Annotated in this window: 14 protein-coding genes; 7 read left to right on the forward strand and 7 right to left on the reverse strand. The window is 63.5% G+C overall.

Annotated elements, in window-relative coordinates; all coding sequences use genetic code 11:
- Nucleotides 1-16: 16 nt before the first annotated feature.
- The 6 genes from ddpX (at nucleotide 17) to P0D68_RS00310 (ending at nucleotide 6,056) form a co-directional block, all read left to right on the forward strand.
- Nucleotides 17-580: a D-alanyl-D-alanine dipeptidase gene (gene ddpX, locus P0D68_RS00285; RefSeq protein ID WP_091807841.1), complete on the forward strand. Its 564-nt coding sequence runs from the start codon at nucleotides 17-19 to the stop codon at nucleotides 578-580.
- A 62-nt stretch (nucleotides 581-642) separates the two neighbouring features.
- A complete protein-coding gene (locus P0D68_RS00290; protein WP_408184111.1) occupies nucleotides 643-2,250 on the forward strand; it encodes an ABC transporter substrate-binding protein in 1,608 nt (535 codons plus the stop codon).
- 55 nt (nucleotides 2,251-2,305) lie between these two features.
- Nucleotides 2,306-3,376 carry an ABC transporter permease gene (locus P0D68_RS00295; protein ID WP_408295347.1) on the forward strand — a complete coding sequence of 357 codons (1,071 nt, stop codon included), beginning with the start codon at nucleotides 2,306-2,308 and terminating at the stop codon, nucleotides 3,374-3,376.
- Nucleotides 3,377-3,440: 64 nt separating this feature from the next.
- Entirely contained in the window at nucleotides 3,441-4,355 is a 915-nt protein-coding gene (gene nikC, locus P0D68_RS00300; protein WP_408295350.1) for a nickel transporter permease, read from the forward strand.
- A gap of 1 nt (nucleotide 4,356) precedes the next feature.
- On the forward strand, nucleotides 4,357-5,235 hold the full coding sequence (locus P0D68_RS00305) for an ABC transporter ATP-binding protein (protein ID WP_408295353.1): 879 nt from the start codon (nucleotides 4,357-4,359) through the stop codon (nucleotides 5,233-5,235).
- Nucleotides 5,232-6,056, forward strand: coding sequence for an ABC transporter ATP-binding protein (locus P0D68_RS00310; RefSeq protein WP_408295356.1), 825 nt, complete (start codon nucleotides 5,232-5,234; stop codon nucleotides 6,054-6,056). The genes P0D68_RS00305 and P0D68_RS00310 overlap by 4 nt, the downstream gene beginning before the upstream one ends.
- Here P0D68_RS00310 and P0D68_RS00315 read toward each other — a convergent pair.
- The 4 genes from P0D68_RS00315 to P0D68_RS00330 form a co-directional block, all read right to left on the reverse strand.
- A complete protein-coding gene (locus P0D68_RS00315; RefSeq protein ID WP_408184116.1) occupies nucleotides 5,993-7,078 on the reverse strand; it encodes an AI-2E family transporter in 1,086 nt (361 codons plus the stop codon). The two genes, P0D68_RS00310 and P0D68_RS00315, sit on opposite strands and share 64 nt — an antisense overlap.
- A gap of 150 nt (nucleotides 7,079-7,228) precedes the next feature.
- Nucleotides 7,229-7,471 carry a CsbD family protein gene (locus tag P0D68_RS00320; RefSeq protein WP_091807780.1) on the reverse strand — a complete coding sequence of 81 codons (243 nt, stop codon included), beginning with the start codon at nucleotides 7,469-7,471 and terminating at the stop codon, nucleotides 7,229-7,231.
- 76 nt (nucleotides 7,472-7,547) lie between these two features.
- Nucleotides 7,548-7,730, reverse strand: coding sequence for a CsbD family protein (locus tag P0D68_RS00325; RefSeq protein ID WP_091807777.1), 183 nt, complete (start codon nucleotides 7,728-7,730; stop codon nucleotides 7,548-7,550).
- Nucleotides 7,731-8,031: 301 nt separating this feature from the next.
- On the reverse strand, nucleotides 8,032-9,609 hold the full coding sequence (locus P0D68_RS00330; protein WP_408295361.1) for a PAS domain S-box protein: 1,578 nt from the start codon (nucleotides 9,607-9,609) through the stop codon (nucleotides 8,032-8,034).
- 367 nt (nucleotides 9,610-9,976) lie between these two features.
- Here P0D68_RS00330 and P0D68_RS00335 point away from each other — a divergent pair, with 367 nt between their 5' ends.
- Nucleotides 9,977-10,417 carry a DUF3429 domain-containing protein gene (locus P0D68_RS00335; RefSeq protein ID WP_091807774.1) on the forward strand — a complete coding sequence of 147 codons (441 nt, stop codon included), beginning with the start codon at nucleotides 9,977-9,979 and terminating at the stop codon, nucleotides 10,415-10,417.
- Between the two features lie 52 nt (nucleotides 10,418-10,469).
- Here P0D68_RS00335 and P0D68_RS00340 read toward each other — a convergent pair whose 3' ends face one another.
- Genes P0D68_RS00340 through mmsB form a run of 3 tightly spaced genes read right to left on the reverse strand, consistent with a single transcriptional unit; the run spans nucleotide 10,470 to nucleotide 13,335 of the window.
- Nucleotides 10,470-11,618, reverse strand: coding sequence for an enoyl-CoA hydratase/isomerase family protein (locus tag P0D68_RS00340; protein WP_408295364.1), 1,149 nt, complete (start codon nucleotides 11,616-11,618; stop codon nucleotides 10,470-10,472).
- On the reverse strand, nucleotides 11,618-12,433 hold the full coding sequence (locus P0D68_RS00345) for an enoyl-CoA hydratase (protein WP_408295367.1): 816 nt from the start codon (nucleotides 12,431-12,433) through the stop codon (nucleotides 11,618-11,620). The genes P0D68_RS00340 and P0D68_RS00345 overlap by 1 nt, the downstream gene beginning before the upstream one ends.
- Nucleotides 12,430-13,335, reverse strand: a complete 906-nt coding sequence (mmsB, locus tag P0D68_RS00350) for a 3-hydroxyisobutyrate dehydrogenase (RefSeq protein ID WP_408295370.1) — start codon at nucleotides 13,333-13,335, stop codon at nucleotides 12,430-12,432. Before mmsB ends, P0D68_RS00345 begins: the two co-directional genes overlap by 4 nt.
- Between the last annotated feature and the right edge of the window lie 5 nt (nucleotides 13,336-13,340).

The raw sequence follows: 13,340 nt of genomic DNA on the forward strand, positions 1-13,340 counted from the left end.
TCTCACCGCGCCCTCCATGACAAAACCGCGACTCATCGAAATCACCGCCGCCACGCATGGCGTGGACATCGACCTCGTCTATGCCACCGAGCGCAACCTGACCGGCAAGCCGATCTACAAGGAAGCTCACTGCCTGCTGCTCGAACCCGCCGAAGCCGGCTTGCGCAAGGCCGTTGAAATTGCCCGCGACGCCGGCCTGACCGTGCGGATTTTCGACGCGTACCGTCCGCCGCAGGCGCAACAGGTGCTGTGGGATTTCCTCCCCGATCCCACCTACATCGCCGAGCTTGGCCGTGGGTCGAACCATAGCCGCGGTACGGCGATCGACCTGACGCTGCTCGATGCCGGCGGCAATGAACTCGACATGGGCACGGGCTTCGACGCCATGACGATCGAGTCCGAACACTTCCATACCGGCCTGCCCGCGCACGTGCAGCGCAACCGCCTCTTATTGCTCGGCATCATGCACGCCGCCGGCTTCGCCCACATCAAGAGCGAATGGTGGCATTACGAGCTGCCTGGCTCCCGTGCGCTGCCGGTAATCGACAACAGCGAAAGCGGTCCGCTGCGTCTCATGTAGTGCCCTCGATTTCTCCATCCGTTGTTCCCTGACAGGCTCTACCCCATTCCTATGGAGCGGCAATGAAACTGGTATTGCGCAATGCTTTGACGGCGGCAGCGATCGCCTCCGCCTTGACCTTGTCGTTCGCAGCGGTCAGCCCCGCTACAGCGGCGACGCCGAAAGACATGTTCGTCATGGCGACGTTCCTCGACGAATTCACCACGCTCGATCCAGGCGAAATCTACGAGCTGGTGCCGGAAGAATATGTGGCGAATACGTATGACCGGCTGGTGCGGGTCGATCTGAAAGACCCGTCGAAGTTCAACGGCGATGTCGCGCAATCATGGACCGTGAGCCCCGACGGCCTGACCTTCACGTTCAAGATCCGTTCGGGTCTCAAGTTCCACTCGGGCAATCCGCTGAGTGCCGACGACGTGGCGTGGTCGATCCAGCGCACCGTGCTGCTCGACAAAGGCGCGGCGGCCGTGCTGCAAGGCATCGGCCTGACGAAGGACAATGTGCTCAACAACGTGAAGAAGGTTGACGATACAACCGTCAGTGTGACGACGGACCAGAAATACGCGCCGACGTTCGTGCTGAACGTACTCGGTGCGTGGCCCGCATCGGTGGTGGACAAGCAGTTGCTGCTCACGCACCAGAAAGGCAATGACCTCGGCAACGACTGGCTGCGCACGAACGAGGCCGGCTCCGGCGCCTACAAGCTCGTCAAATGGACCGCTAACGACAGCATCGTCCTGCAGCGCTTCGACGGCTATCGCGTTCCGCTCGCAATGAAGCGTATCGTGTTGCGTCACGTGCCGGAAGCATCGAGCCAGCGCCTGCTGATCGAAAACGGCGACGTCGATGTGGCGCGCAACCTGAGTCCGGACGATCTCGTGGCCCTGACGAAGTCCGGCAAGGCGCATGTGAGCGCGGTGCCGCAAGCCACGTTGCTGTACCTCGGCCTGAACGTCAAGAATCCGAACCTGGCCAAACCGGAAGTCCAGGAAGCGATGAAGTGGCTGATCGACTACAACGGGATTCAGAGCAACGTCGCGAAAACCACCTACAAGGTGCACGAAACGTTCCTCCCGGAAGGCTTTCTCGGCGCGCTGAACACCAACCCGTACCAGCAGAACGTCGCGAAGGCCAAGGCGCTGCTGGCAAAGGCCGGCCTCTCGAATGGCTTTTCCGTGACGATGGACGTGCGTAACGGCTACCCGTACAGCGAAATCGCCGAAGCCGTGCAGGCCAATCTCGCCCAGGGCGGCATCAAGGTTCAGATCATCCCCGGCGATAACAAGCAGACGCTCGCCAAGTACCGCTCGCGCTCGCACGACATCTACATTGGTGAATGGTCGGCGGACTACATCGACCCGCACAGCAATGCCCAGGGCTTTACCTGGAATCCCGACAATTCCGACAAGTCGGCCTATAAGATGCTCGCATGGCGCAACTCGTGGGACATTCCTGGCCTGACGAAGGAAACCAACGCGGCGCTCGCCGAATCGTCGACAGCAAAGCGCGCCGAGTTGTACCAGACCATGCAGAAGCAGGTGCTCGCGAACTCACCCTTCGTGATCATGTTCCAGCAGGTCTCGCAGGTCGCGGCGCGACCGGGTGTGACGGGACTCGAGGTGGGTCCGATCAACGACCTCGTGTCGTATCGTGATCTGAAGAAGCAGTAACGTTGGCGGCGAAGGCGATACTGTCCAGGCTTCGCCTTCGACCCAGGAACTCATCATGTCGACTCCCCTCACGACTTTCGAGCGCATGCGCGCGCTTTCGGCTGAAAGCGCTAGCGTGCGCTGGACCTTGCGCCTCGTGCGCTGGATCATCACGCTCGTGATCACCTTCACAGGGTTGCTGGCGGTCACGTTCGTGATCGGCCGCAAAATACCGATCGATCCGGTGCTGGCGATTCTCGGCGATCGCGCGTCGGCGACGGCCTACGCGGCGGCGCGTCTGCAACTCGGGCTCGACAAGCCGCTCGCCGTGCAGTTCCTGATCTATGTGCGCGATGTGCTGCATGGCAACTTCGGCATGTCGCTGCTAACCGCGCACCCTGTTATCGAAGACATCCAGCGTGTGTTTCCCGCAACGCTCGAACTCGCGACGCTGTCCACCATCATCGGCGTGCTGATCGGCGTGCCGCTGGGCGTGATCGCCGCCGTGCGCCACAACCGCTGGATCGATCACGTGGCGCGCTTCGTCGGCCTCGTCGGCAGTTCGGTTCCGGTGTTCTGGCTCGGGCTGATGGGCTTGCTGCTGTTCTATGCGAAGTTGCACTGGGTAGCGGGTCCCGGCCGCGTCGATCCAGTGTTCGACGGGATGGTCGATACGCACACGGGCAGCCTGCTCATCGATTCGCTCATGGCGGGCGAATGGGACGTGTTTTTCAATGCGTTCTCGCATATCGCGCTGCCTGCTGCCATTCTCGGCTACTACTCGGTCGCCTATCTGAGCCGCATGACGCGTTCGTTCATGCTCGAACAACTGAGTCAGGAGTACATCACCACGGCACGCGCGAAAGGCTTGCCCGAGCGCCGGGTGATCTGGCGCCACGCGTTCGGCAATATCGCCGTGCCGCTGCTGACCGTGATCGCCCTCACATACAGCTATCTGCTCGAAGGCTCGGTGCTCACCGAAATCGTCTTCGCGTGGCCGGGAATCGGATCGTATCTGACCGGCGCCCTGCTGAACGCCGATATGAACGCGGTGCTGGGCAGCACGCTCGTAATCGGCGTCACGTTCATCGCGCTCAACCTGCTGACCGACGCGCTGTATCGCGTGTTCGATCCGCGCGCCCGCTGATGTTCCGGAGGTCTCTTTCGTGCTTCCCCCAACCGATCAATCTACGCAACCGCAGGACTGGCCGATGAATGCCGCGCCCCGACGATGGAAAGACTGGCTGCTGAGCGACACACCCGGGTCGCGCAAGCAGGCCGCGCTCGGCCTCGCTTACCGGCGCTGGCGGCGCTTCGCGGGCAATCCGCTGTCGGTCTTCGGGCTGGTGATTCTGGCCTTGCTGATCGTCATCGCGGCAATCGGGCCGCTGATCGCGCCGCACGATCCGTTGCAACAAGTGCTCTCCGACCGCCTGCTGCCGCCCGGTTCGCCGTCTCACTGGTTCGGCACCGACCAGCTTGGCCGCGACATCCTCTCACGTCTTGTGTACGGCTCGCGCCTCACGCTGTCGATTGCGATTCTCGTTGTGGTGATCGTGGTTCCGGTGGGTCTGCTGATTGGCACCACGGCGGGCTTCTTTGGCGGCTGGGTCGACAACGTGCTGATGCGGATCACCGACGTAGCGCTAGCGTTTCCGAAGATCGTGCTCGCGCTCGCTTTCGCGGCCGCGCTGGGACCCGGTGTGATCAACGCGGTGATCGCCATTTCGATTACGGCCTGGCCGGCCTATGCACGCCTCGCGCGAGCGGAAACGCTCCGGCTCGTGCAGGCCGATTTCATTCACGTCGCGCGCTTGCAGGGCGCCTCGCGCATGCGCATCCTCCTGCGCTATATCATGCCGCTCTGCTCGTCGTCGGTGATCGTGCGCGCGACGCTCGATATGGCCGGCATCATTCTCACTGTCGCGGGTCTTGGCTTCCTTGGCCTCGGCGCGCAACCGCCGAGCCCTGAATGGGGTTTCATGGTCGCATCGGGCCGCAACGTGCTGCTCGATTCGTGGTGGGTGGCTACCATTCCAGGCTTTGCCATTCTGCTGGTGAGCCTCGCCTTCAACCTGCTCGGCGACGGTCTGCGAGACGTCTTCGATCCGCGCCATGGAGGCTGACATGCCGGCCGCGACGACCCAACCCCTGTGTGAAATCGACGACCTGCGAATCGGCTTTCGTGGGCACGACGGCAAACTGACCGAGGCCGTGCGAGGCCTTTCGCTCACGCTGCAGCGCGGCGAGCGCCTTGGCATCGTCGGCGAATCCGGTTCGGGCAAATCGCTCACCGGGCGGGCGCTGCTCGGCCTGCTGCCGACCGCGGCGCAATGCCATGCGAAGGCGATGAAGTTCGACGGTCAGGATCTGCTAGCGATGTCGATGCGCAAGCGCCGGCAACTGTGCGGCCAGCAGATGGGCATGATCCTGCAAGATCCGAAATTCTCACTGAACCCGGTGATGACCGTCGCGCAACAGATGCGCGAAGCGTTCGAACTGCACGGTCCGAAGTTCAGCCGTCGCGAGATGCGCGAGAAGATCATCGAGGCGCTGGCCGCTGTGCATATCCGCCATCCGGAGCGTGTCGCGGACTCTTACCCGCACGAGTTGTCGGGTGGCATGGGGCAGCGTGTAATGATCGCCATGATGGTGTCGTCCGGACCGCGTCTGCTCATTGCCGACGAGCCGACCAGCGCGCTCGACGTGCTCGTCTCGATGCAGGTACTCGGAATTCTCGACGAGATGATCGATAAGCACGATACTGGCCTCATTTTTATCAGCCACGACCTGCCCCTCGTCATGTCGTTCTGCGACCGCGTCGTCGTAATGTTTGCGGGGCGTGTGGTGGAAGCCTGCGCGGCGCGCGATCTCATCCACGCCCAGCATCCCTATACGCGCGCCCTGCTCGCGGCGAATCCACCGCTCGTCAATCCGCCCGATGAACTGCCCGTGCTGAAGCGGGACGCGGCATGGCTCACGCAACCGGCAGGAGAATCAGCATGATCGATGTCAACGCCCTGACGGTCCGCTTCAGGACCAAAACCGGCGATTTCGACGCAGTTCGCGAGGCGAGCTTTCATGTCGGCGAAGGTGAAGTGTTCGGGCTGGTCGGCGAATCGGGTTCCGGCAAGTCGACGATCCTGCGCGCGCTAACCGGCCTCGCGCCCGTCGCCGGCGGTCATATGAAGATCGGCACGCACGTGCTCGGCGAGAAAATCGACCGTTCCTTTCGACGCGACGTACAGATGGTCTTTCAGGATCCGTACGGCTCACTGCATCCGCGTTTCACGGTCGATCAGACCTTGCGCGAGCCGCTGACCATCAACGGCATCGACCGGCAGGAACAGCGCATTGTCGATGCGCTGCGCGAAGTCGGTTTGGGTCCGGCGTATCGTTTCCGCTATCCGCATCAATTGTCGGGAGGGCAGCGGCAGCGCGTCGCGATTGCGCGGGCGCTGATTGTCGAACCGCGCGTGCTGCTGCTCGATGAACCGACATCCGCGCTCGACGTTTCCGTGCAAGCCGAAATCCTCAACTTGCTGCGACGGCTTCATCGCGAACGCAATCTGACCATGATTCTCGTGAGCCACAACCTCGCGGTGGTCGGCTTTCTCTGCTCGCGCGTCGCGGTCATGCGTAATGGCGAGATCGTCGAGCAGCGCGACATCGCCGCCATTCGCGCGCAGCAGGTCGAGCACGAGTACACGCGCAGCCTGCTGCTCGCGACCACGGGATACCGGCGCGAGTCGGTTCGAAAACATCAGTCGGTTTTGCCGGTCAACGCGCGGCGCGCGACTTCCCCTTCATCGCGTGAAGCGGAATAAAACACGCGTGCCCGGCCAATGATGATTTTCAACATGGCGATCACCGGCACCGCCAGAAAGATGCCCGCCACGCCGCCCAGCTGATCGCCGGCCAGCAATCCGACAATCACGAGAAACGGACTGACCTCCACGCCTTCGCTCATCAGATAAGGATTGAGCACGTAGTCCTGGAATAGCCGGTACAGCGCGATAAAGATCACCAGCCAGAGCAGATGCGCATAGCCGCTGAACACGGCCACCACCAACGTGATGGCCACGGCGCCGAGCGGCCCGGCAAACGGCACGAACTCCAGCAAGCCCGCGCTCACCGCCAGCAGGAAAGCGTACGGCACGCCGAGCAGCGAGAACGCCACGCCGTAACAAATCAGCGTGGCCAACGACAGAAACAACATCGCACGCACATATTTCGACAGCAGCACGTTCAGATCGGTCACGATCTCCGCCCACAACGTGCGGTGCCGATCCGTCAGCAGGTCCAGAAACGCGTCGCGCATTTGCGGACCTTCCTTGATCAACAGGAAGCTCAGGATCGGAATCAGCACGAGGTAGATCAGATTGCTGGCCGCATGCACCACGCCGAGGCCGACGCTGCGCGCCATCGGCACGGCCTTGTCGGAGCCGGTTTCAATCTGGCTGCGCACGAAATCCACGATCCGCTCGCGCAATGGTTCGAGAAAATGCGGCAAGGGAAAGCGATTGGGTACGTCGGACTTCATCAAGGCCGGCAACTGCGCGAACAGATGCGTCGCCTGATCCTGCAATTGCACGCCGAACAGCGACCCGGCCACCGCGATCACCGCGACCACCACCACGAACACCAGCGCAATCGACGCCACTCGCGGCACGCGGCGCGGCCGGATGCGTTCGACCAGCTCGACCATCGGGTAGATGAGATAACTGAAGAAGACGGCGAACACCACCACCAGCACAGTGGATGACGCCATATAGATGCAGAAGAACAGCAGCGCGATAAGAAACGCGGTCCAGACCTTTCTGGCCGTGCTTACGTCGAATCCCAGCATGAACCTTCCTCGAATAGACGATGAGATCCGGCGCCTCTAACGCGCCGGGAACATCGGACGGACATCGGATCACCAAGGCACCCGCGGGCCCAACGACACGCGCCGGCGCCCGGGCCGCGAATGCACCGGGCGGCGCCGAGCGTGACAGATTTACATCAGCTTGCCCAACAGAAATCCGACACCGAGCGCAATCAGCAGCGCGCCGAGCGGATTGTTGCGAGCCGTTTCGGCGACCTGATCGACGCTGTCGCCGTATTTCGCCTGCGCCTTGCCGGCGAGCTGGCGGACCTTGCCTTCGGCCTGCAGGTCCACATCGCCCGTCAAGCCGCCGACGGCATCCTGAACCTTGCCGGCCACATCTTTCACAGAACCTTCGAACTGGTTTGAATTCATGGTGATCCTCCTTGAACAGGGGGTCAGGCAGTCGCCGGCGGAAGCCGGCGCTCTATCGTGACCGCCTTCGCTACCGTTACCGCTTCACGCGGTTGCGTACCGCATCCGCCGCTTCACCGACCTTCGACTGCACCTTGCCGGCCAGTTTCTCAGCCGCGCCTTCGGCCTGAGCCGTCCGGTTGCCGGTGACCTTGCCAATCGCTTCCTTCACGGAACCCTTGACCTGTTTCGCTGCACCTTCCACACGATTCTTGTCCATGACGGTTTCCTTTAAAAAGGTTGAGTTGCACAGAAGACGCCGAGCTCACCATAGGTGGGAAAGCGTGACCGCTTTTACACCTGGCACTCGACCCAGGATTGCATTGTCCCGGCTCAGCCCGCCTGCCGACAGTCGCGAATGCACGTGATCGCCTGGTGCATTTGAACGCGTCCCGGCATGCATCCATTCGCGGAACGACGCCTTGCTTCGCGTCGCGCGCTTCCGGCCAGCCGGACTTCATTAGCACGGTTCGTTCCCGGCCGCCCTCGCCGGTCGGCGGATCCCCAGGACGACCTCGCGCTCATGCCGGTTTCGGTCCTTTGCGGCGCGGCGCGCTGCCGGGTTCGAGGCCGAAATGGCCGCGCGCGCGCGCCCACACGATTGCCTCGGCACGACTGTGCACGTCGAGCTTCGCGTAGATCGTGGCGACGTGATTGCGCACCGTGTTTGGCGCCAGCCCGAGTTCGCGGGCGATCTCCTTGTCGGCGAGGCCGCCGCACAAGCAGGCGAACACGTCGCGCTCGCGCGCGGTCAGATCGGCGAGATGGCCGCCCGCGTCGGGCGCGTTTGCGCGCCGCACGTTGACCAGCTTTTCGATCAGCGTCTGGCTGAACCACGAGGCGTCCTGCATGACGGTTTCGATCGCTGTCACCAGCTCCATTTCGGAGCGCTTGCGATCGGTAATGTCGAGCAAGGTCATCAACACGCAGTCCTTGCCGTGGATGCTGACCGCCTCGGCGGAAACGAGGCAATTCAGCGCTTCGCCGGCATGGCTGTTCACGAGAAACTCCATGTTGCGCAGGCTGCCGCTCTCCTCCAGCGCCGCGCGGATCCGCGCGCAGGCGTCGTCGGTCCACAGGCGGCTCTGATCGAGCGGTTTGCCCAGCAACTCCTCGGGTGTGAAGCCGGTGGTCGCGGTGAAGGCATCGTTGATATCGAGCGTGGTGTAGTCGTCGGCCGCGAAGAGCGCGGTGGACACGGGCGTCATCCTGAACGACTTCTCGAAGCGCTCCTCGCTCTGGCGCAACGCGCTCTCGGCGCGTTTGCGCGGCTCCAGATCCATGAAGGTGAACAGCATGCAGGCCTCTTCACCGATATCGATCGGCTGACCGGCCACCACCACGAATTTCGTGCCGCCTTCAGGCAAGCGCAGCAAGGCTTCCATCTGCGGAATGGTCGCGCCTTCGCTCAGCCGTTCGATCGCAAGTTCGCGCCGCTCGGCGCCTTCGAACACGTCGAGCTCGTACACCGAGCGGCCGATCACGTCCTCGCGCACATAGCCGGTCATCTCGAGAAAGCCCTGATTGACCTTGATATAACGCTGGTCGCTCAGGCGGCAGATCACGGCCGGCGCGGGATTGGCGTTGAAGGTCTTCTCGAAACGCTTCTCGGCGCTCGCCCATTCGCTGGCGTCGTGCAGGATCAGCGCGAGACAGTCGGGCTCGCCGCGCGCGTTGGTCAGCACGAGGCTGCGCACGCGATGCACCCAGTTCACCTCGTCGTCGTGCGCCGGGAAGACTTCGACCACCACGTCGCTGAAGCACTCGCCCGCGACCACGCGTTCGATCGGGTAACTGCCTTCCGGCAGCGGATGGTTGTTGCGATAGCGCAGACGAAAGCGCTCGCGGTATTCGGTGACGTCGGCGCCCAGTTGCGCGACTTCGGCGATGCCGTGCATGTCGAGCGCGGCCTGATTCGCCCAGACGATCGTCTGGTCCGGCTCGACGAGAATCACGCCCTCGGTCAGCCCGGTGATGATCTGCTGCAACTGGCGACGGTCGGTCTGCGAACGCAGCACCTTGTCGTCGGCGGGCGGAGCGTCGTCCGGATCGTTGGATTGCACCACGGTAAAGGGTGCAGCGGAGTGTGTTGTCGTCATTGTGGGTGATGAGCGCGAGCGGCGCGCGCGAAAGCCTGTCCAGCACGGAGAATCGCCGAAATCGCGGCAGAGCGCCAATCGCCAATGCACCAGGCGGACTGGTGCATGCGCACCAGGTGCAGGCGGCGAGGCGACAGCGGGAGGCTTCGATTGCCGGACTTCGGGCGCGTCGAAACGAACTGCGCCGGCGGCAAGCGCCAGCACATGCAAAACCCGGGCAAAACCGATTATCGTTTCAAATAGTGTGAATTTACCGTTTCACACCATCATTTTGACTCATTTTTTCGTTTCGATTTGTATCCGATATGGCCTATTATTAGAACTCAAACGAGTCAAACTGACGCAATATCGGTGGAGAGGTAGGAGCATGACGCCATCCGCTACGAGATCGCCGGCGCTGCCGATCACGCTCGGCCTGGCAGGCGCGATTCCCTTTGTCGCACTGGCCGTGCTGGTCAATACAGTCGGCGCGCACGAGGACTTTTTGCGCCACGCCATGCTGGCGTACGGCGCGTGCATTGTGTCGTTCGTGGGCGCGGTGCATTGGGGAATCTGGCTGGCGGCAGCCGATCCGCCACCGCATTCGGGAATGGCGCTGAGTTGGAGTGTCCTGCCGGCCATCGCCGCATGGGCGCTGCTGGCAATCGGCACGCGCTACGCGTTTCCTGGCATGGCGGCGCTGCTCGCGACCTGTCTGCTGGTCGATCTGGCGCTCTGGCGAATCGATGCGCTGCCGACCTGGTATCTGCGCATGCGCGCGTTGCTGACCACCATCGGCGCGCTGTGTCTGTTGGCGGCTATGCAGTGACGCGGCGGTGCGCCAGCACGGCACGGCATGCCGCGCTAGCGCACGCCTTTCTTCAGCCCTGCTCTCCGCCCAACGCGGCGAGCGGATGCGACTCCCGCTTCCACGGCGAAGCAAGGAAGTGCCTGACGCGTTCGGGCCGCACTTCGGCGAGCGCGGAGGGAGCCCAGCGGGCCTTGCGATCCTTGTCGATCAACTGGGCTCGCACGCCCTCGCAGAAGTCGCCCTCCTCGATCACGCGTTTAACAATGCCCAACTCCATGCGGAAGCACTCCGCCAAAGTCATCTGCCGGCCGCGCAAAAGCGCCTCGCGGGTAACGTAAAGCATGGTGGGCGAATGGCCGGTCAGTGCGTCGTACGTGGACTGCAACCATTGCTTCACCTCGCGCGGCGGCTCGCGCTCCAGGTCGTGGCGCACCGTTGCGACCATCCGTTCGATACTCGAGCGCCGATCGAAGTGCCGCAGGATCAGTTGCGTAAACGGCCCCAATGCCGCGTGCGGAACAATGTTGCACGGCGGCTCGAACACGCCGCGCAAGGCGGCCATCAGGTCGCCTTCCAACGACATGCGCTGCAAACGCTCTTCAAAGCTCGCGAGCCATTCGGCCGGCACGCACAGATCCGCCAGTTGCAGGCGCAACGCATCGGCACCGGACAAGGTCGCGCCAGTCAGCCCGACATACAACTCGAGTTCCGCCGGCATCACGCTCAGAAAGCGCGTCGCGCCGACGTCCGGCAGAAAGCCGATGCGCGTCTCCGGCATGGCGATCTTGCTGCGCTCGGTCACGATGCGCAGCCGCGCCGCCTGCCCGAGCCCCATACCACCGCCCATCGCAATGCCATCGAGCAGCGCGACCACCGGCTTCGGAAACGTGTGCAGCGCGTAGTCGAGCCGGTATTCATCGACGAAGAACGCGAGCCAGCGGCTGTCGCCGTTCTTCGCGAGCCGCTGCACTTCGCGCACGTCGCCGCCGGCGCAGAAGCCTTTGGTGCCCGCGCCTTTCAGCACGAGCGCGACGATGCCGTCGTCGGTGCGGCAATGTTCGACCAGCACGGCGAGCTCGCGCACCATGGCGTGCGAAAGCGCGTTGAGCGCGGCCGGCCGGTTCAGCGTGACGATCGCCACACGGTTGACGACGCGAAACAGAATCTCGCGCTCCACTTCGAGACTCGTATCGGGTGCCACGCTTTGCAAGGCGCTCATCAACGCGTCTCCTGATCGGCCTGCGTGGCCTGTGTGGCCTGCGTCACCTGCCAGCGTGGCGCGCGCTTTTCGAGGAACGCATTGACGCCTTCGCGCTGATCGGCGCCGTCGAACAGGTCGACGAAGCGCTCGCGCTCCAGCGCCAGCGCCGCCGTGCGTGGCACGCCGTTGCGGGCCTGATGAATCAGCGTCTTGCTGAAGCCGACCGCCTGCGGGCTCAACGTGGCGACACGCGCGGCCATGGTCAGCGCGGCCTCGCGCGCCGCGCCCTTCTCCACCACCTCTTCGACGAGACCGATGCGCAACGCCGTCGTTGCGTCGACGCGCTCGCCGGTCAGAATCATCCGCTTGGCCCAGCCTTCGCCGACCAGCCATGGCAGCGTCTGCGTGCCGCAACCACACGGCAGCAAGCCGACCGCGGTCTCGGGCAACGCCAGCAACGCATGCTGTTCCGCAATGCGGATATCGCACGCCAGCGCGCATTCGAGCCCGCCGCCCATCGCATAGCCGTTGATCGCCGCGATCACCACAGGCCGCGCGTTCTGCAAGGTTTCGAACGCCGCGCCAAAGCGCGCCGCCGCCGTGCGTGCGACTTCGCGATTGCCGTCGGCGAACGTGTTCAAATCGGCGCCCGCGCTGAAGAACTTGGGGCCGTCGCCGGTAATCACGATCGCCCGCACACGCGCTTCTCCGTTCAGGCGTTCGACCGTCTGTTGCAGTTGCAACAAACCCTCGGGCGTGAACGCGTTGGCGGGCGGCCGCTTGAGCGTGAGTTGGGCGACGGCGCCGTCGTGCAAGTAGTCCAGTTCGATCATGACGCGCCTCCGTCCTTGCCATCCTGACGATAGAGCTTGATGACCGCCGAAAAGTCGAGGCGTCCCGCGCCTTTCGTGCTCATCGTCTGATAAAGCTGTTGCGCCAATGCGCCGAGATAGACCGGCTGACGCGCGGCTTTCGCGGCGTCGGTGGCGAGGCCCAGATCTTTGAGCATCAGATCCGTGCCGAAGCCGCCGGTATAACCACGGGTGGACGGCGCCGTCTCGATCACGCCGGGCATCGGGTTGTAGGTATCCGAACTCCAGCAGCGTCCCGTCGACGTATTGATGATGCCGCCCAGCACTTTCGCGTCGATGCCGAGCGCCTCGCCGAGCGACATGGCCTCGGCCACGCCCGCCATCGTGATGCCGAGCACCAGGTTGTTGCAGATCTTCGCGACCTGGCCGGTGCCGGTATCGCCGCAATGCACGATGTTCTTGCCCATTGCCGAGAGCACCGGCTTGACCTGCTCGAACGCGCTCGCGCTGCCGCCGACCATGAAGGTCAGCGTGCCCGCCGCCGCGCCGCCGGTGCCACCCGAGACGGGCGCATCGACAAAGCGGTTTCCGTGCTGCTGCGCGAGTTCGGCGAACGCCTTGACGCTCACGGGGTCGATCGTGCTCGAATCGATGATGGTCACGCCGCTGGCAATGCCTGCGAAGATGCCGTTGTCGGCCGTCAGCACGCTGCGCACGTGCGCAGCGGCGGGCAGCATGGTGATCACGCATTCCACGTCGGTGACGGCCGCTTTCGGCGAAGCGGCGGCTTTCGCGCCTGCATCGACGAGTGCCTGCACGGCTTGCGCGCTGAGGTCGAACACATTGACCGCGTGGCCCGCCTTGAGCAGGTTGTACGCCATCGGCGCGCCCATGTTGCCGAGTCCGATAAAGCCTATTTTCATGATGT

The sequence above is a fragment of the Paraburkholderia sp. RL17-380-BIE-A genome (assembly GCF_046028085.1).
GTDB lineage: Bacteria > Pseudomonadota > Gammaproteobacteria > Burkholderiales > Burkholderiaceae > Paraburkholderia.